The sequence below is a fragment of the Duganella sp. P38 genome, from assembly GCF_050859475.1.
Classification (GTDB): domain Bacteria; phylum Pseudomonadota; class Gammaproteobacteria; order Burkholderiales; family Burkholderiaceae_D; genus Rugamonas.
The window spans coordinates 4,739,699-4,757,469 of the sequence record NZ_CP193936.1 but is presented as its reverse complement, the minus strand read 5'-3'; the positions used below and the strand labels follow the sequence as shown (position 1 = coordinate 4,757,469).

General features: G+C 64.3%; 17 protein-coding genes. 15 read left to right on the top strand and 2 right to left on the bottom strand.

From position 1 onward, the window contains the following. Positions 1-87 precede the first annotated feature (87 nt). The 14 genes from asd (at position 88) to ACRQ5J_RS22080 (ending at position 15,656) form a co-directional block, all read left to right on the top strand. Positions 88-1,215: an aspartate-semialdehyde dehydrogenase gene (gene asd / locus ACRQ5J_RS22145; protein ID WP_432379836.1), complete on the top strand. Its 1,128-nt coding sequence runs from the start codon at positions 88-90 to the stop codon at positions 1,213-1,215. 195 nt (positions 1,216-1,410) lie between these two features. Then, positions 1,411-2,760, top strand: coding sequence for a type IV pilus assembly protein FimV (locus ACRQ5J_RS22140; protein ID WP_432379835.1), 1,350 nt, complete (start codon positions 1,411-1,413; stop codon positions 2,758-2,760). After that, positions 2,676-4,130, top strand: coding sequence for a FimV/HubP family polar landmark protein (locus ACRQ5J_RS22135; RefSeq protein WP_432379833.1), 1,455 nt, complete (start codon positions 2,676-2,678; stop codon positions 4,128-4,130). Before ACRQ5J_RS22140 ends, ACRQ5J_RS22135 begins: the two co-directional genes overlap by 85 nt. Positions 4,131-4,182: 52 nt before the next feature. Continuing rightward, complete coding sequence (gene truA / locus ACRQ5J_RS22130) at positions 4,183-4,986, top strand: tRNA pseudouridine(38-40) synthase TruA (RefSeq protein WP_432379831.1); 804 nt, start codon at positions 4,183-4,185, stop codon at positions 4,984-4,986. Positions 4,987-4,998: 12 nt separating this feature from the next. Beyond that, entirely contained in the window at positions 4,999-5,703 is a 705-nt protein-coding gene (locus tag ACRQ5J_RS22125; RefSeq protein WP_432379829.1) for a phosphoribosylanthranilate isomerase, read from the top strand. Beyond that, the gene (gene trpB, locus ACRQ5J_RS22120) at positions 5,672-6,892 is read left to right on the top strand and encodes a tryptophan synthase subunit beta (RefSeq protein WP_432379828.1); all 1,221 of its coding nucleotides are present in this window, start codon (positions 5,672-5,674) and stop codon (positions 6,890-6,892) included. The genes ACRQ5J_RS22125 and trpB overlap by 32 nt, the downstream gene beginning before the upstream one ends. A gap of 97 nt (positions 6,893-6,989) precedes the next feature. After that, on the top strand, positions 6,990-7,787 hold the full coding sequence (trpA, locus tag ACRQ5J_RS22115) for a tryptophan synthase subunit alpha (RefSeq protein WP_432379827.1): 798 nt from the start codon (positions 6,990-6,992) through the stop codon (positions 7,785-7,787). A gap of 234 nt (positions 7,788-8,021) precedes the next feature. Then, positions 8,022-8,894: an acetyl-CoA carboxylase, carboxyltransferase subunit beta gene (gene accD / locus ACRQ5J_RS22110; RefSeq protein WP_432379825.1), complete on the top strand. Its 873-nt coding sequence runs from the start codon at positions 8,022-8,024 to the stop codon at positions 8,892-8,894. 148 nt (positions 8,895-9,042) lie between these two features. After that, positions 9,043-10,332 carry a bifunctional tetrahydrofolate synthase/dihydrofolate synthase gene (gene folC, locus ACRQ5J_RS22105; RefSeq protein ID WP_432379823.1) on the top strand — a complete coding sequence of 430 codons (1,290 nt, stop codon included), beginning with the start codon at positions 9,043-9,045 and terminating at the stop codon, positions 10,330-10,332. Positions 10,333-10,438: 106 nt separating this feature from the next. Then, a complete protein-coding gene (locus ACRQ5J_RS22100; protein ID WP_432379821.1) occupies positions 10,439-11,353 on the top strand; it encodes an SPOR domain-containing protein in 915 nt (304 codons plus the stop codon). Between the two features lies 1 nt (position 11,354). After that, complete coding sequence (locus ACRQ5J_RS22095; protein WP_432379820.1) at positions 11,355-11,843, top strand: CvpA family protein; 489 nt, start codon at positions 11,355-11,357, stop codon at positions 11,841-11,843. A gap of 38 nt (positions 11,844-11,881) precedes the next feature. Beyond that, positions 11,882-13,408: an amidophosphoribosyltransferase gene (purF, locus tag ACRQ5J_RS22090; RefSeq protein WP_432379818.1), complete on the top strand. Its 1,527-nt coding sequence runs from the start codon at positions 11,882-11,884 to the stop codon at positions 13,406-13,408. Between the two features lie 97 nt (positions 13,409-13,505). Next, entirely contained in the window at positions 13,506-14,750 is a 1,245-nt protein-coding gene (locus tag ACRQ5J_RS22085; RefSeq protein ID WP_432379816.1) for a cystathionine gamma-synthase family protein, read from the top strand. Positions 14,751-14,858: 108 nt separating this feature from the next. Continuing rightward, positions 14,859-15,656, top strand: coding sequence for a tetratricopeptide repeat protein (locus ACRQ5J_RS22080; protein WP_432379814.1), 798 nt, complete (start codon positions 14,859-14,861; stop codon positions 15,654-15,656). 37 nt (positions 15,657-15,693) lie between these two features. Here the strand turns inward: ACRQ5J_RS22080 and lexA are convergent, their stop codons facing one another. Both lexA and ACRQ5J_RS22070 read right to left on the bottom strand, forming a co-directional pair. Then, a complete protein-coding gene (gene lexA / locus ACRQ5J_RS22075; RefSeq protein WP_432379812.1) occupies positions 15,694-16,332 on the bottom strand; it encodes a transcriptional repressor LexA in 639 nt (212 codons plus the stop codon). A 123-nt stretch (positions 16,333-16,455) separates the two neighbouring features. Further along, positions 16,456-17,214: a DUF5695 domain-containing protein gene (locus tag ACRQ5J_RS22070; RefSeq protein ID WP_432379810.1), complete on the bottom strand. Its 759-nt coding sequence runs from the start codon at positions 17,212-17,214 to the stop codon at positions 16,456-16,458. 159 nt (positions 17,215-17,373) lie between these two features. Between ACRQ5J_RS22070 and rpsF the strand changes: the two genes are divergently transcribed. Further along, entirely contained in the window at positions 17,374-17,754 is a 381-nt protein-coding gene (gene rpsF, locus ACRQ5J_RS22065) for a 30S ribosomal protein S6 (protein WP_432379808.1), read from the top strand. The last annotated feature ends 17 nt before the right edge of the window (positions 17,755-17,771 follow it).

Below are 17,771 nucleotides of genomic sequence, written 5' to 3'. Positions count from 1 at the left end.
GTACCCGCGAAGGCGGGTACCCATGCTGAGCAAGCGTTCTATAGACTCCCGCCTGCGCGGGAGAGACGATAATAAAGGAAGAGCAAAATGAAACTCGTAGGTCTGGTAGGTTGGCGCGGTATGGTGGGTTCGGTCCTGATGCAGCGCATGCAGGAAGAGGGCGATTTCGCCCACATCGAGCCGGTGTTCTTCACCACCTCGAATCCGGGCGGCAACGCGCCGGCGATGGCCAGGAACGAAACCAAGCTGAAAAGCGCCACCGACATCGACGAACTGAAAAAGTGCGAGATCATCATCTCGTGCCAGGGCGGCGATTACACCACCGAGGTGTTCCCGAAACTGCGCGCGGCCGGCTGGAACGGCTACTGGATCGACGCCGCCTCGACGCTGCGCATGGAAAAAGACGCGGTGATCGTGCTCGATCCGGTGAATATGCACGTCATCAAGGACGCGCTGGGCAAGGGCGTGAAGAACTTCATCGGCGGTAACTGCACCGTGTCGTGCATGCTGATCGGCCTGGGCGGCCTGTTCCAGCAAGGCCTGGTCGAGTGGATGACCTCGATGACCTATCAGGCAGCCTCGGGCGGCGGCGCGCAGCACATGCGCGAACTGCTGACCCAGTTCGGCACCATCAACGGCGCCGTCAAGCCGCTGCTGGACGACCCTGCCTCGGCCATCCTGGAAATCGACCGCCAGGTGCTGGCCACCCAGCACGGCCTGTCGGCCGACGAAACCAAGCAGTTCGGCGTGCCGCTGGCCGGCAACCTGATCCCGTGGATCGACAAGGACCTGGGCAACGGCCAGTCGAAGGAAGAGTGGAAGGCCGGCGCCGAGACCAACAAGATCCTCGGCCTGGGCGCGGACTTCGGCTCGAAGCCGATTCCAGTGGATGGCCTGTGCGTGCGTATCGGCGCCATGCGCTGCCACTCGCAGGCGCTGACCATCAAGCTGAAGAAGGATGTGCCGCTGGACGAAATCAGCGACATCATCGCCTCGGCCAACCAGTGGGCCAAGGTGGTGCCGAACACCCGTGAGGCATCGGTCAAGGACCTGTCGCCGGCCGCCGTGACCGGCAGCCTGACGATTCCGGTCGGCCGCCTGCGCAAACTGGAAATGGGCCCGGATTACCTGTCGGCCTTCACCGTCGGCGACCAGCTGCTGTGGGGCGCGGCCGAACCGCTGCGCCGCATGCTGCGTATCGTGCTCGACCAGTAAGCGTTCATCGTCACAAGAGAAGGGGTTTTTCCTATGTGTTCTCATAGGAGAAACCCCTTTTTGTCGTTTAAACTTGCGCAGTCAAAAGCATGATGTTATGTTGACATATCTGGGAAAGTAACATTTTCCAACTGACAACCATAAAAACCACCGACTATGCCAGTACAAAATCGCCCCCGCGTTGTTTCGTTTGCGTTGAAAACTCTCACCAGCGCAGTAGCCAGCGCGGTGTTGATGGCCGCCACGGCCAATGCGGCCGGGCTAGGCAAGTTGACGGTGTTGTCGGCCCTCGGCCAGCCGCTGCGCGCGGAAATCGAACTGACCTCGGTCACGCCGGAAGAGGCCGGCGCGCTGGTGGCCAAGCTGGCGCCGGCCGAATCCTTCCGCAACGCCAATATCGATTTCAACCCGGCGCTGCTGTCGCTGCGCTTCGACGTCGAGCAGCGTAACGGCCGCCAGATCATCAAGGTCAGCTCCGGCCAGGCCATCAACGAACCGTTCGTCGACATGCTGCTGGAACTGACGTGGAATGGCGGCCGCATGGTGCGCGAATATACCTTCCTGCTGGACCCGCCCGAGATGCGCGCCACGCAGGCGCCGCAAGTGACGGCGCCGGTGGATATCAGCAACCGCAGCGCCAACGCGGCAGCGGCCGCTGCCATCGCTGCGCAGCCGCCGGGCGCGGCAGGCAACGCCGCCACCGCGCCGGCCCAGCCGGCCGCAGCCGCGCCAGCCCCGGGCGCCGCCGCGCCGGCCGCCGCAGCGAAAGCGCCGGCGCCGAAAGCTGTCGCCAGCCAGTACAAGGTCAAGCGCGGCGACACGCTGACCCGCATCGCCAACCAGGTCAAGCCGGTCGATGTTTCGCTGGACGCCATGCTGGTCGCGCTGTACCGCGCCAATCCGGAAGCCTTCAGCGGCAAGAATATGAACCGGCTGAAATCCGGCCAGATCCTGTCCGTGCCGAACACCGAGCAGATCACCGCCGTCGGCGGCGAAGGCGAGGCGCGCAGCGTGGTGGTGGCGCACGCGCTCGACTTCAACGCCTACCGCGCCAAGCTGGCCGGCCAGGTGGCCGCCAGCACGCCGGCCAAGGAAGCCGAACCGACGCAAAACGCCTCCGGCAAAGTCAGCGCCAAGGTCGAAGAGAAGCCGAACGCCGCCAACACCGCGCAGGACAAGCTGACCTTGTCCAAGGCCACCACCGAGAAGCCGCAAGCCGGCAAGACCGGCGTGGCGGCGGATGAGGACAAGATCGCCAAGCAAAAGCAGGTGGACGAGGCGGCCGCCCGCGTCAAGGAACTGGAAAAGAACGTCAACGATCTGGAAAAGTTGATGTCGATGAAGAGCAAGACCGCCGCCGACGTCAAGGCGCCAGCCGCAGCGGCGCCGGCCGCAGCGCCGGCGCCGGCCGCTCCCGCGCCGGCCGCAGCGCAGGCCGAGCAAAAACCAAGCGCACACCGGTGCTGCCGCCGAAGAAAATCGCCGAGCCGAGCATCTTCGAAATCATCATGGACAACCTGGCCTACGTCGGCCTGGCGGCGGTAGCCGTGCTGGCCGCCGCGCTGGCCTACGTCTCGTCCCGCCGCCGCAAGAAATTCGTCGTGCCACAGGAAGAGGCGTCGATCCTCGGCGAACCGGCCGCGCCGGCGCCGCAGCCGCCGGTTGCCGAAGCGGAGGGCCAGAGCGTTGACGCCAATAACAGCGTGTTCAACTCGAACTTCGCACCATCGGCCAGCCAGCTCGATACCAATGAGGTCGATCCGGTGGCGGAAGCCGATGTGTATATCGCCTACGGCCGCGACGCCCAGGCGGAAGAGATCCTGAAAGAAGCGCTGCGCACCCATCCGGAGCGCCACGCCGTGCGCCTGAAATTGCTGGAAATCTATCTGGCCCGCAAGGACGCGCGCGCGTTCGAAACCCAGGCGTCGGAGCTGTACGCGCAAACCCGCGGCCAGGGCGACGAGTGGGAGCGCGCTGCCGCCATGGGCAAAACGCTGGACCCGGACAACCCGCTGTACAGCGGCAACCACGATGGCGGCCTGCACGACAGCGGCGTTGCCGCACCTGCCGCAGCAGCCGTCGTGGCTGCGGGCGCGGCAGCCGCAGCGCCGGACTTCGGCAGCGACTACGGCAATACCTTCGCTGCCGAGCCGGAATCGGCGCCGGCGCTGTCGCCGTTGGACCTGGACTTGAGCCAGGACACCGCGCCGGCCGCCAGCAGCACCGACTTCGGCGCCAATTTCGCTGCCGCCGATCTGGAAACCGCGCTGCCGCAGGCGGCCGATGCCTCGGTGTCGCCAGCCTCCGTGGCAGCCGACGCCGGCAACCTGATGGACTTCGACCTCGGCGGCCTGAACTTCGATACAGCATCGGCGCCGCCGCCGGCGAACGACGCGCCGGCATCGCCTGCCACCGCGCCTGTAGACGACCTGAGCATGGACTTCGGCCTCGACATGCCGGCCGCTGCTTCGGCCCCGGCCGTGGAAACCCAGCCGGTCGGCACGACTGGCCCGCTGGACCTGGACCTGGCTGGCTTTGACATCCCCGAGGCGCCGGCTTTCACCGCGCCGCCACAGACGGCTGTGGCGCCGCTGGACTTCGACGCCAGCCTGGATTTCCCGCCGGACGCCGCAACCACCGCGCCGGCCCCTGCGCCGGCGGCGCAGGAATTCGACCTGTCCGGCATCGACCTGGACCTGGGCGCGCTGGCCGGCGACACGCCAGCCGCGGGCGCGCAGGGCGGCGAGCCGCTGTCGGCGCTGCACATGGAAATGGACACCAAGCTGGACCTGGCGGTGGCCTACCAGGAAATCGGCGACAAGGAGGGCGCGCGCGAGCTGCTGGACGAGGTGCTGCGCGGCGGCAGCGACGAGCAGGTCGCCAAGGCCAACGCCATGAAGGCCCAGCTGGGATAGCACCCCGCCGTTATATAATGGCTGACTCAGACATTTAGATTGGGCAGCAATTTTGAAACGGATCGCAATCGGGCTCCAGTACGACGGCCAGGCCTGGCACGGCTACCAGAAGCAGGACCACGGCCTCACCGTGCAGGACAAGCTGGAGCAGGCCATTCTGGAATTCGCCACCGTGCCGCTGGCTACCACTTGCGCCGGCCGCACCGACGCCGGCGTCCACGCTTCCGAGCAGGTGGTGCATTTCGATACCGATCTGAACCGCTTGCCGCACGCCTGGGTGCGCGGCATCAACGCTTTCCTGCCGCCGTCGATCGGCGTGCGCTGGGCCAAGGAGCTGGACGGCGACCCGGCAGCCGACAACTTCTTCCACGCCCGTTTCAGCGCGCAGGCGCGCACCTATCATTACGTGCTGTACAACCACCAGACGCGCTCGCCGCTGCTGAACGGCCGCGCCGGCTTCTACCACCACGCGCTGGATGTCGCGCGCATGCAGGAGGCGGTCAGGCCGCTGATCGGCACGCATGACTTCACCGCTTTCCGCGCAGCCCACTGCCAGGCCAAGTCGCCGGTCAAGCAGATGCACGACATCCAGATCCGCCGCCAGGGCGACCTGATCATCTTCACGCTGAAAGCCAGCGCCTTCCTGCACCACATGGTGCGCAACCTGGTCGGCTCGCTGGTCTACATCGGCCAGGGCCGCGAGGATGTGACGTGGATGGGCGAATTGCTGGTGGCGAAAAACCGCCAGGTGGCCGCGCCGACCTTCATGCCGGACGGCCTGTACCTGGCGAAAATCGATTACGATGAAAAATGGGCGCTGCCGCAGGAAGCCGCCAGCCAGCTGCCGTGGTTTTAAGAGGATAGCGCGATGCGTACCCGTATCAAGATCTGCGGCCTGACCCGCGAGGAAGACGTGCAAGCCGTGGTGGCGGCCGGCGCCGATGCGATCGGTTTTGTGTTCTACCCGAAAAGCCCGCGCTACGTGACGCCCGAGCGCGCCGCCGAGCTGCTGCGCGTGGTGCCGCCGTTGATCACCACGGTCGGCCTGTTCGTCAACCACACGCCGCAAGAGGTGGCGGCCATCGTGCGCGTGGCGCCGGTGTCGTTAATACAATTGCATGGCGATGAAACGGTGGCCGCCGCCGCCGCCATCGGCGCCGCGGCCGGGCGACAGTTCATGAAGGTGTTCCGCGTCAAACCTGACACACGTCCGGATGAACTGCTAGAATACGAGCAGGCAAACCGCGCCGCCAGTCCCTTGTTCACCAGCCTGTTGCTGGATACCTATGTGGACGCTTACGGTGGCGCAGGAAAGGGTTTTGATTGGTCTCTCGTTCCAAAAGATCTCGCGCCTCGGGTCGTTTTGAGTGGTGGCTTGAGCGTACACAACGCGACTGACGCGGTGGCAGGTGTACGCCCCTACGCAGTGGACATCAGCTCTGGTGTCGAAGCGTCCAAGGGGATCAAGGACGCCCGCAAGATTGCCGACTTTGTCGCGGCGGTGCGGGCAGCAGATACTCTTATCGAAAGCGCAGCCCATCATGAAAGCCCTGTTTCACGCCAAGGATTATGAACTTCCCGACGCCAAAGGCCACTTTGGCCCCTACGGCGGCAGCTTCGTCGCCGAGACCCTGACGTACGCGCTGGCCGAGCTCAACGAAGCCTACGCCAGGTACAGCAAAGACCCTGAATTCCTTGAAGAATTCCGCTACGAGCTGAAGCATTTTGTCGGCCGGCCGTCGCCGATTTATCACGCCAAGCGCTGGTCCGAGCAGGCCGGCGGCGCGCAAATCTATTTCAAGCGCGAAGACCTGAACCACACCGGCGCGCACAAGATCAACAACGTCATCGGCCAGGCGCTGCTGGCCGGGCGCATGGGCAAGCCGCGCATCATCGCCGAAACCGGCGCCGGCCAGCACGGCGTGGCCACCGCGACCATCTGCGCGCGCTTCGGCCTGGAGTGCGTGGTGTACATGGGCAGCGAGGACGTCAAGCGCCAGGCCCAGAATGTCTACCGCATGAAGCTGCTGGGGGCGACGGTTGTGCCGGTCGAATCCGGCTCGAAGACGCTGAAGGACGCGCTGAACGAGGCCATGCGCGACTGGGTCACCAATATTGAAAACACCTTCTACATCATCGGCACCGTGGCCGGCCCGCACCCGTATCCGATGCTGGTGCGCGATTTCCAGTCCGTGATCGGCGAGGAGTGCCTGGTGCAGATGCCGGAAATGACCGGCCGCCAGCCCGATTACGTGGTGGCCTGCATTGGCGGCGGCTCGAACGCCATGGGGATTTTCTATCCTTACATCGACGAGGCCGGCACGAAGCTGGTCGGCGTGGAGGCGGCGGGCGAGGGGCTGGACGGCGACAAGCACGCCGCTTCGCTGACCAAGGGCTATCCGGGCGTCCTGCACGGTAACCGCACGTATCTGTTGCAGGATGAGAATGGCCAGATCATTGAGACGCATTCGGTGTCGGCCGGCCTCGATTATCCGGGCGTCGGCCCCGAGCACGCGTATCTGAAGGATAGCGGTCGCGCCGAGTATGTGTCGATCACCGATGAGGAAGCGCTGAAGGCATTCCACGATTGCTGCCATATCGAAGGCATTATCCCGGCGCTGGAATCGTCGCATGCCCTGGCCTACGCGGCCAAGCTGGCAGCCACGCTGCCGAAAGAGCAGATTGTGTTGGCCAACCTGTCGGGCCGTGGTGACAAGGACATGCATACGGTCGCTGAGCGTATGGGGCTGAACTTCAGCTAGCGCGTCAGTTCCCGCGCAGGCGGGAACCCATGTTGAGCGTGACCGTCCATGGATTCCCGCCTGCGCGGGAATGACGACCGATATCAAAAGGAACACTATGTCCAAAATCGCAGCAACCTTCAGCGCCTTGAAAGCGCAAAACAAAACCGCGCTGGTCACTTTCATCACCGCCGGCGATCCCGGCCGTGAATCGACCGTGCCCTTGATGCACGCCCTGGTGGCCGGCGGCGCCGACATCATCGAACTGGGCGTGCCGTTCTCCGACCCGATGGCCGAAGGCCCGGTGATCCAGCGCGCCTGCGAGCGCGCGCTGGCCAACGGCGTCGGCATCCAGGACGTGTTTAACTACGTCGCCGAATTCCGCAAGACCAACCAGCGCACGCCGGTGGTGCTGATGGGCTATGCCAATCCGATCGAGCGCATCGGCGCCGCCGAGTTCATCGCCCGGTCGAAGGCGGTTGGCGCGGACGGCGCGATCGTGGTCGATTACCCGCCTGAGGAGTGCGAGGAGTTTGCCGCCGCCATGCGCGGGGCCGAGCTAGACCTGATCTTCCTGCTGGCGCCGACCTCGACCGAACAGCGCATCGAGCAGGTGGCCAAGGTCGGCGGCGGCTTCAGCTACTACGTATCGCTGAAGGGCGTGACCGGCGCCGGCAACATCGATGTGGCCGACGTGGCGCAGCGCCTGAAGGCCATTCGCAAGCACGTGAAATTGCCGGTGGGCGTGGGCTTCGGCATCCGCGACGGCGCCACCGCGCGCGCCGTGGCCGAGGTGGCGGACGCGGTCGTCATCGGCAGCCGCATCATTCAGGAAATCGAAACCGCCGGCAAAGACAACGCCGCCGCCGCCGTGCAAGCCTTCACCACCGCCATCCGCACCGCCCTCGACGCCTGACGCCTCTCAAATTCCGACCGCTCACCTTGATGCATAGTGAAGCACCCGCTATGTTAAAAGGGAGCGGTCGCCACATCGCCGGATGTGGCTATAAAGCCAATCTTGGCATTCTCACCCTGAAGGGGCGGAGTTGGGCAAGCTCCCTCTATCGGGGTAGTGCAATTCCTCTAAAGTTCGACAGGGGGGCGAGAAACGGCTACACTTCGGCCCACGAGTAAGCTGCAAGGAGAATTTATGAGTTGGTTGGAAAAACTGCTGCCCCCACGTATCCAGCGTTCCGACGCCGGCGCCCGCAAGACCATGCCGGAAGGCCTGTGGGTCAAATGCCCGTCGTGCGAGGCCGTGCTGTACCGCACCGACCTGGAGTCGAACCTGCACGTCTGCCCGAAATGCGATCACCATATGCGCATCCGCGCCCGCGAACGCCTCGACAGCCTGTTCGACGCCGGCGGCCGTTATGAAATTGGCATGGATACGCTGCCAGTCGATACGCTGAAGTTTAAAGATAGCAAGAAATACCCGGACCGCCTGAAACAGGCGATGGAAGCCACCGGCGAAACCGACGCCCTGATCGTTATGGGTGGCTCGATCATGAGCCTGCCAGCCGTGGTGGCGTGCTTCGAGTTCGAGTTCATGGGCGGCTCGATGGGTTCCGTGGTCGGCGAGCGCTTCGTGCGCGGCGCCCAGGTGGCGCTGGAGCAGAAAGTGCCGTTCATTTGCATCACCGCCACCGGCGGCGCCCGCATGCAGGAAGGCCTGCTGTCGCTGATGCAGATGGCCAAGACCACTGCCATGCTGACCAAGTTGTCGGAGAAGAAACTGCCGTTCATCAGCGTGTTGACCGACCCGACCATGGGCGGCGTGTCGGCCTCGTTCGCCTTCATGGGGGACGTGGTCATCGCCGAACCGAAGGCGCTGATCGGCTTCGCCGGCCCGCGCGTGATCGAAAACACCGTGCGCGAGAAACTGCCGGAAGGCTTCCAGCGTGCCGAATTCCTGGTACAGAAGGGCGCCGTCGACATGATCGTCGACCGCCGCAAGATGCGCGAGGAAATCGCCCGCCTGCTGGCCCTGCTGCAAAATCAGCCGGTGGAAGTGCTGGCTTAAAACCGTCATTCCCGCGCAGGCGGGAATCCATGCTGAGCATGCATGCTATGGGTTCCCGCCCGCGCGGGAAGACGCCAGAGTTACACGCGACGGCGCGCAATCGGATATCATCCGGCCTGCGCGCCGTTTCCATTTCAGAAGTCACATCATGTCGAACCTCCCAACTACTTTGCCCGCCTGGCTTGCGCTGCTTGAATCGCGCCACGCCGAAACCGTCATCAACATGGGGCTAGACCGCGTTCTCGCCGTCAAGGAGCGCCTGCAACTGAGCTTCAGCTGCCCGGTCATCATGGTGGCCGGCACCAACGGCAAAGGGTCGACCTGCGCCATGCTGGAATCGGTGCTGATGCGCGCCGGCTACAAGGTCGGCCTGTACATCAAGCCGCATTTCCTCGACTTCAACGAGCGCGCCCGCATCAACGGCGACATGGCCAGCGATGAGACGCTGGTGCAAGCGTTCAACGCAGTCGAGGCCGCGCGCGGCGACACCACACTGACGTACTTCGAGTTCACCACGCTGGCCATCATGATGCTGCTGTCGCAAGCCGGCATGGACGTGGTGATTTTGGAAGTGGGCCTGGGCGGCCGGCTGGACGCCGTCAACATCGTTGATGCCGACGTCGCTATCGTCACCAGCGTCGACATCGACCATACCGACTACCTTGGCGATACGCGCGAGAAGATCGGCTTCGAGAAGGCTGGCATCTTCCGTCCGGGTAAAACCGCGATCTGCTCGGACCCGGTGCCGCCGCAGTCGCTGATCGACCACGCCAACGCCATCGGCGCCGACCTGTGGCTGATGGGCCGCGATTTCAATTACTCCGGCGACAAGCAGCAGTGGAGCTACGGCGGCCGCGGCCAGCGTCGCAACTCGCTGGCCTATCCGAGCCTGCGCGGCGCCAACCAGATCCTCAACGCCTGCGCCGCGCTGGCCGCGCTGGAGGCGCTGAAGCTGGAGCTGCCGGTCGGCGCGCAGGAAGTGCGCACCGGGCTGGTCACGGTCGAACTGCCGGGCCGCTTCCAGGTGCTGCCGGGCCGCCCGACCATCATCCTCGACGTCGCCCATAACCCGCACGCCGCCGCAGCGCTGAACCAGAACCTCGGCAACATGGGCTTCCACCGCTACACCTACGCCGTGTTCGGCTCCATGCACGACAAGGATATCGACGGCGTCATCGCCGCCATGTCCGAGCACGTCGACCACTGGTGCCTGGCAACGTTGCCGTCGCCGCGCTCGGCCAGCGCCGCGGAACTGGCCGCCAAGGTGCAGGCGGTGCAACCGGAGCGCGACGAGCGCACCATCAATGTGTTCGACGACCCTGCCGCCGCGTACGCAAATGCCATCAGCCGGGCCGGGGAGGATGATAGAATTGTGGTCTTTGGATCTTTCCTGACCGTCGCCGGTGTCATGGCGGCGCGAAAATCCTCACTTCACTGAACGCACAGGACTGAAATCACGCATGGGCTTGTTCTCGAAATCTGGCAAAAACAAGCAAGACGCTGGTCAAGACAGCGGTTATTACACCAGCGCGGATGACCAGGCGTTGTCTGAACGCGCCCGCGCCAAGCGCGCCTCGTCCGCCGACGGTCCCAAGCGCCGCTCGCGCGACCGCGAGGACAATGACCCGGTGTTGCCGGAAAAGAAACGCGCACGCCGCCGCCTGGTCGGCGCCATCATGCTGGCGCTGGGCGTCGCCGTCGGCCTGCCGATGCTGCTCGATTCCGAGCCGAAGCCGCTGTCGTCCGACATTGATATCAAAATTCCATCCAAGGACAAGCCGTTGGCCGAGGCCGCGCCAGCGCCGGCGCGCGCCGAGCCGGTGCCGGCCACCGCCGCGCTGGACAGCAAGGAAGAAATCGTCGAGGACGTGAAACCGTCCGCCAAGCCGTCGCCGGCGGCCGCCGCGCCGACGGTCGCCGCCGTCGACACCACCAGGCCGGACGCCAAGGCGGAGGCGGATGCACGCGCCAAGGCCGAAGCCAAAGCGGAAGCCCAGGCCAAGGCGCTGGCCGACGCCAAGGCTGAACGCGAGCACAAGCAGGAGCAGGAACGCAAGCTGGCCGAAGCCAAGGCGGAAGCCGGGCTGAAAGCCGAGAAGCAGGAAGCCGAGCGCAAGCTGGCCGAAGCGAAGGCCAAGGGCGCTGACAAGCCGGCCGAGAGCAAGCCGGCGGCAGCCAAGTCGGAAGACGCGCGCGCGCTGGCCATCCTGGAAGGCAAGCAGGCCGCCGCGCCGTCCGGCGAGAAATTCGTGCTGCAAGTGGCGGCATTGAGCGATGCGGCCAAGGTCGAGGAGTTGCGCGCCAAGCTGAAGAGCGGCGGCATCAGCTCCTTCACGCAGAAGACCGCGTCGGGCATCACCCGCGTGCGTGTCGGACCGTTCAGCAGCAAGGAGGAGGCCGAGAAGGTCAAGGCCAAGCTGAGCAGCATGGGCCTGGAAGGCCGCCTGGAAACTGTCTGACGTGACGCTCTTCGACTATCTGGTGATCTTCGTCATGGTCACCTCGGTCATCATCGGACTGGTGCGCGGACTGGTGAAGGAAGTGCTGTCGGTGCTGAGCTGGATCATCGCCTTCGTGGTGGCCAACGCCTATGCCGCCCAACTGGCGCCGATGCTGCCCGAGGCGGTGCCGGGCGAGGTGCTGCGGCTGATTATCGCCTTCCTCGCCCTGTTCATCGGCGCGCGGATTTTAATGGGCCTGCTGTCGCTGGCGCTGGACGCCTTGCTCGACGCGGGCGGCCTGAGTTTCATCGACCGCTTGCTGGGCGCCGTGTTCGGCGTCGCGCGCGGGCTTGTAATTGTGTTGGCAGCCGTCATCTTAAGCGGGATGACCTCGTTGCCGCAGCAGGATTTCTGGAAGCAGGCGGCCACCAGCCCCTACGCCGAGCAAGGCGTGCGCATGGTCAAGCCGTATCTTCCCGCTGCGCTGGCGCAGCATGTGAATTTTTGAATTCTTTAAATCTGTAGTACCTGTCCAGGAGCACCATCATGTGTGGCATTGTCGGCGTCGTTTCCCATCAACCTGTCAACCAAATGCTGTATGACGCCTTGTTGCTGCTGCAACATCGCGGCCAGGATGCGGCGGGTATTGCGACCAATCACAGCAGCATGTTCGCCATGCACAAGGCCAACGGCCTGGTGCGTGACGTCTTCCGCACGCGGAATATGCGTACGCTGCAAGGCAATTCCGGTATCGGCCACTGCCGCTACCCGACCGCCGGCTCGTCGAGCGAGGAAGAGGCGCAGCCGTTCTACGTCAACGCGCCGTTCGGCATCACGCTGGCGCACAACGGCAACCTGACCAACTGGGAACAGCTCAAGAAAGAGATGTTCATCAACGACCGCCGCCACATCAACACCGATTCCGACTCGGAAGTGCTGCTGAACGTGCTGGCCCACGAAATCCAGAAAGCCACGGTCGATATCTCGATCGACGCCGACACCATTTTCAATGCCGTCACCGTGCTGCACCGCCGTGTGCGCGGCGGCTATGCCGCCGTGGCGCAGATCGCCGGCGTCGGCCTGCTGGCGTTCCGCGATCCGTTCGGCATCCGTCCGCTGTGCCTGGGCATCAACGAAACGCCGGAAGGCAATGAATACCTGATCGCCTCGGAATCGGTGGCGCTGGAAGGTATGGGCTTCCGCTTCGTGCGCGACATTGCGCCGGGCGAGGCGGTGTTCATCGACGCCGACAAGCAGCTGCACGCGCGCCAGTGCGCCGACAATCCGTCGCTCAATCCCTGCGTGTTCGAATATGTGTACCTGGCCCGCCCGGACTCGGTGATCGACGGCGCCTCGGTCTACGCCACCCGCCTGAAAATGGGCGAGTACCTGGCCGAGAAGATCAAGCGCGAACTGAAGGACATGAAGATCGACGTGGTGATGCCGATTCCGGATTCGTCGCGCCCGGCGGCGATCCAGCTGGCGCTGGCGCTGAACGTCGAGTACCGCGAAGGCTTCATCAAGAACCGCTACATCGGCCGCACCTTCATCATGCCCGGCCAGGCCGCGCGCAAGAAGTCCGTGCGCCAGAAGCTGAACGCGATTCCGGACGAATTCAAGGGCAAGGTGGTGCTGCTGGTGGACGACTCCATCGTGCGCGGCACCACCAGCCGCGAGATCGTGCAGATGGCGCGCGACTCCGGCGCCACCAAGGTGATCTTCGCTTCGGCCGCGCCGCCGGTGATTTACCCGAACGTGTACGGCATCGACATGCCGACCCGCGACGAGCTGATCGCCCACGGCCGCACCGTGGAAGAGGTGTGCCGCGAGATTACCGCCGATGCGCTGGTGTACCAGGATATCGATGCGCTGAAGCGTGCGATTTCGGACGTCAACCCGGCGCTGACCAATTTCGAGGCGTCGTGCTTTGACGGCGTGTACGTGACCGGCGATGTGACCAAGGAATATCTGGACAAGCTCGAATACGAGCGCCACAACCCGACCAAGGCCAAGGTGCCGGAAGACGCCGCGCGCACGCAGCTGAACCTGAACCTGGCCGCCACCGAAGCCTGATTATTCGTCGTTCCCGCGCAGGCGGGAATCCATGCTGACTATGCTCAGCGGTTCTATGGATTCCCGCCCGCGCGGGAATGACCGTGGAAACGAACACATGAGCGAAAAAAAGAACTACGGTTTCACCACCACCATTCTGCACGGCGATCGCCAGAAGGGCATCGAGCACGGCTCGCTGCACAAGCCGATCCACACCTCGGTGGCCTTCGGCTACGCCGACGCGCGCCAGCTGGCCTCGGTATTCCAGGGCAAGGAACCGGGCTTCCGTTACGGCCGCCAAGGCAACCCGACCATCTCCGCGCTGGAAGAAAAGGTCAACAAGATGGAGCAGGGTGTCGGCACCATCTGCTTCGCCACCGGCATGGGCGCGATCGGCGCCGTGGTGCAGGCGCTGCTGCGCGCCGGCGACCATGTGGTGTCCTCGTCCTTCCTGTTTGGTAACACCAACAGCCTGTGGCAGACCGCGATGAGCCAGGGCATCGGCGTGTCCTTCGTCGACGCCACCGATGTCGCCAACGTCGAGGCGGCGCTCACCGACAGCACCCGCGTGGTGTTTGTCGAAACCATCGCCAACCCGCGCACGCAAGTGGCGGACCTGAAGCGCATCGGCGAGCTGTGCAAGGCGCGCGGCATCCTCTACGTGGTGGACAACACCATGACCACGCCGTACCTGTTCCAGCCGAAGACCGTGCACGCCGGCCTGGTGGTCAACGCGCTGACCAAATCGATCGGCGGCCATGGCAACGCGCTCGGCGGCAGCCTGACCGACACCGGCGCCTATGACTGGACCCGCTTCCCGAACATCTACGAGAACTACAAGAAAGCCGCGCCGCTGCAATGGGGACTGGCGCAAGTACGCGCCAAGGCGCTGCGCGACTTCGGCTCCTCGCTGGCGCCGGATGCCGCGCACCACATCGCCGCCGGCGCCGAAACGCTGGCGCTGCGCATGCAGCGCACCACGGCCAACGCGCTGGCGCTGGCCGAGCTGCTGGAAAAGGATGAGCGGGTTGCCGCTGTCTACTATCCGGGCCTGAAGTCGCATCCGCAGCACGGCATCAGCGCCGAGCTGTTCCGTGCGCACGGCTCGCTGCTGAGTTTTGAGCTGAAGGAAGGGCTGGACTGCTTCGACTTCCTCAACCGCCTGAAGCTGGCGATTCCGGCGTCCAACCTGGGCGACAACCGCACGCTGATCATTCCGGTCGCGCACACCATCTTCTACGAAATGGGCGCCGAGCGCCGGGCGTCGATGGGCATCGCCGAATCGCTGATCCGCGTCTCGGTCGGCATCGAAGACACCGACGACCTGCTGGACGACTTCTGCACCGCGCTGGAAGGCTGCTAATCATCTGACAAGTGTTGCGATTTCGCCAATTCATCTGGCAAATTAATGCAGCAACAAAGTGACTGCGCTACACTCGCTTTGCTGTTTTAATAATTGTAAGGGGATGAGATGAAAACGATTCACTTGCTGGGCCTGGCGCTGGCATTGCTGGGTGGCGGCGCCCGCGCCGACGAAATGGCTGATGCGGACCGGTTCGCCGCAGCGAAGGATTACGCGCGCGCCTTGCCGATCTACGCCAAGCTTGCCGCTGGCGGCAACGCCGTGGCGCAGCTTCGCCTCGGCGAACTGCACTGGTATGGCGAAGGCACGCCGGTCGATATGGCCAAAGCCGATGAGTTGTTCCGCAAGGCTGCCGACGCTGGCGTTGCAGAGGCCAGGCAGGGGTTGCAGCTCACGCCGCAGCGTGCTGCCAATAAATCCAAGATCGACTACTACACCCGGCAATACGCGGGCGAAGATGTGCGGCTGGAGAAGTTCAACTGCGTCAAACCAGTGATTCCAGCTGTTTCCACCACCACCGAAGAGATCAAGAAAACCGTGGCTGGCATCGAGGGCTGGCAGAGTTGCTACAAGGGCTTTGTCAGCAACCTGAGCGCACAGCTGCCGGTGGGCAAAGCGATTCCTGCTGACTTGCAAAACCTGATGACGGATGAGGAGATCGCCACAGCTATTGACCGCATGGACAAGGCTTACGCGACGGTGGCGGCCGACGCCAAGGTGGAGGCGGAAGCTTTCCTCGCCGCGCAGGACGCATGGCAGGCCAAGACCAACTCGCATGTGGTCAGTGCGAATGCCAAGACCGCTTCGGATCTGGAGCAGCGCCGTGCGGAAATCGAGAAACTGAATGCGATGAAGCGTGATAGGGGCGCCGGTTTCGCGGCGCCGCTGACGAGCGGCGGCCGCTAATCTGCCCCAACAGCCCGCCGAGCGCGGGCTTTTCTCTTTAGTGCCAGGTGCGCATCAGGCCGACCGCGAGGCCTTCCAGCGCGAATTCGTCGGCTTCGGGATCGACCTTGATGATCTTGAAGTCCGGGTTTTCCGGCAGCAGCTCGACGGTGGCCCCGGTCTTGCGGTAGCGCTTGACCGTGACTTCGCTGCCGATGCGGGCCACCACGATCTGGCCGTTCTTGGCGCTGTCGACCTTTTTCACGGCCAGCAAGTCGCCGTCCATGATGCCGGCGTCGCGCATCGATTCGCCGCGCACCTTGAGCAGGTAGTCCGGCTTGGCGGCGAACATCGCCGGATCGACGCTGTAGCTCGCTTCCAGGTTTTCCTGCGCCAGGATCGGCGAGCCGGCGGCCACGCGGCCGATCAGCGGCAGCGACATCATCAGCGCGGCCGGCACCTTCGGCGCGGCCGGTTCGGCGTGCGCACCCAGCAGCCGGATGCCGCGCGAGGTGCCGGCCGCGATTTCGATCGCGCCCTTGCGCGCCAGCGCCTGTAAATGCTCCTCGGCCGCGTTGGCGGACTTGAAGCCCAGTTCATTGGCGATCTCGGCGCGGGTCGGCGGGAAACCGGTGTTTTCGATGGCGTCCTTGATCAGATTCAGGATTTGTTCCTGGCGGGCGGTGAGCTTGAGCATGTGGTCGGTAGCCTGTGGATATAGACAGTCTGTATTTTTGTACAGTATGGCTCGCAATGCAAGGGAATTTATTGCTTTGAGCGAAATAAACTGAAAAAAGTTGTTGCAGGCGGCCCCTCGGCTTCAGCGCGTCGGCTGCGCGCGCGCGACAAAGCGCAGGCCGATCGTGCGGCTGGCGCCCGGCTGCAGCGTAAAGCCCGGCGTCACCCAGCTGGCGTGGTCTTCGTTGATGGCGCGCTGCTCGGCCGGCGCTTGCCAGCTCAGCAGCGGCGTGCGGCCGTCCGCTTGCACGCGCAGCACGGGCTTGAAGCCGGCGTGGCTGGTCACCTCGACCGATCCCTGGTCGCCGGGGCGCGGCTTGACGGTGCTGTCCGGCGCCAACACCATCGGCATGCCGGCCTCGGCGATGTCGACCGGCTGCTTGCCGCGGTTGATCAGCGTGTAGCGCAGCACCAGCGCGCCCTTGTCGTTGAGCCAGCGTCGCTCCACCGTCAGCGGCAGGCCGGCGCCCATGCTGGCGCTGATGTCGGCGGCGGCCAGCACGCGCACGGCCGGCAGCACCGTGATCGGCTGGCGCGCGGCGAACGAGCTGTAGGTCTGCCATTCGCCGCCGGCCACGCGCAGCTTCAGCGTCAGGTCGCCGAGATGGCGGTAGCCGTCGAACTGGCGTTCCTCGACGCGCGGGCCGAGCGTGAAGTCGACGCTGGGATCGGCTACCGGCGTCAGCCGGGCCAGCGTTTGCGTATCGACGCGCAGCGCGAACAGCCATTTCGGCGTGCTGTAGGCCTTGGTCTTGACGGCCGGGTAGTCGGCAGCGGCGGCCGGGGCGGGGGAGGTGGCGGCCATGGCGGCGGCCAGCGACAGAAGGAAAAATGGCTTCACGGGCAATCCTGTTGTAACGGCAACGAGGCCCAACTGTAGCATCGACCACGCCGCGCTGGCGTTCCGCTTGAAAAGCTGCTATAGTCGCGGGCTTACCTCTTCCCACACCTGTCTTGACGCCAGGGTGGGCTATTTATCAAGTCCTTAAGGGAGTTATACATGCGTCACTACGAAATCGTATTTATCGTCCACCCGGACCAGAGCGAGCAAGTGCCCGCCATGATCGAGCGTTACAAAACCACCGTAACGACCCGCGGCGGCAACGTTCACCGTGTTGAAGACTGGGGCCGCCGTCAAATGGCTTACCCAATCCAGAAACTGGCGAAGGCACACTACATCTGCCTGAACATCGAAGCCGACAACGAAACCCTGGTTGAGCTGGAAACCGCATTCAAATTCAATGATGCCGTTCTGCGTCACCTGACCGTCAAGATGAAGAAAGCGGAAACCGCTCCTTCGCCGATGATGAAGTCGGTACAACGCGAAGATGCAGCGAAATCGCATCGCGCCGAAGCCCCAGCCGCTCCAGCCGCTGCTTAATTGTTCTGAGAAGGAAC

Excerpts from the sequence above, each read along its gene's own strand:
- trpA (WP_432379827.1), top strand. The coding sequence starts at position 6,990 with ATGTCCAAAATCGCAGCAACCTTCAGCGCCTTGAAAGCGCAAAACAAA.
- rpsF (WP_432379808.1), top strand. The coding sequence starts at position 17,374 with ATGCGTCACTACGAAATCGTATTTATCGTCCACCCGGACCAGAGCGAG.
- ACRQ5J_RS22125 (WP_432379829.1), top strand. The coding sequence starts at position 4,999 with ATGCGTACCCGTATCAAGATCTGCGGCCTGACCCGCGAGGAAGACGTG.
- ACRQ5J_RS22080 (WP_432379814.1), top strand. The coding sequence starts at position 14,859 with ATGAAAACGATTCACTTGCTGGGCCTGGCGCTGGCATTGCTGGGTGGC.
- accD (WP_432379825.1), top strand. The coding sequence starts at position 8,022 with ATGAGTTGGTTGGAAAAACTGCTGCCCCCACGTATCCAGCGTTCCGAC.
- lexA (WP_432379812.1), bottom strand. The coding sequence starts at position 16,332 with ATGCTCAAGCTCACCGCCCGCCAGGAACAAATCCTGAATCTGATCAAG.
- asd (WP_432379836.1), top strand. The coding sequence starts at position 88 with ATGAAACTCGTAGGTCTGGTAGGTTGGCGCGGTATGGTGGGTTCGGTC.
- ACRQ5J_RS22085 (WP_432379816.1), top strand. The coding sequence starts at position 13,506 with ATGAGCGAAAAAAAGAACTACGGTTTCACCACCACCATTCTGCACGGC.
- folC (WP_432379823.1), top strand. The coding sequence starts at position 9,043 with ATGTCGAACCTCCCAACTACTTTGCCCGCCTGGCTTGCGCTGCTTGAA.
- purF (WP_432379818.1), top strand. The coding sequence starts at position 11,882 with ATGTGTGGCATTGTCGGCGTCGTTTCCCATCAACCTGTCAACCAAATG.
- trpB (WP_432379828.1), top strand. The coding sequence starts at position 5,672 with ATGAAAGCCCTGTTTCACGCCAAGGATTATGAACTTCCCGACGCCAAA.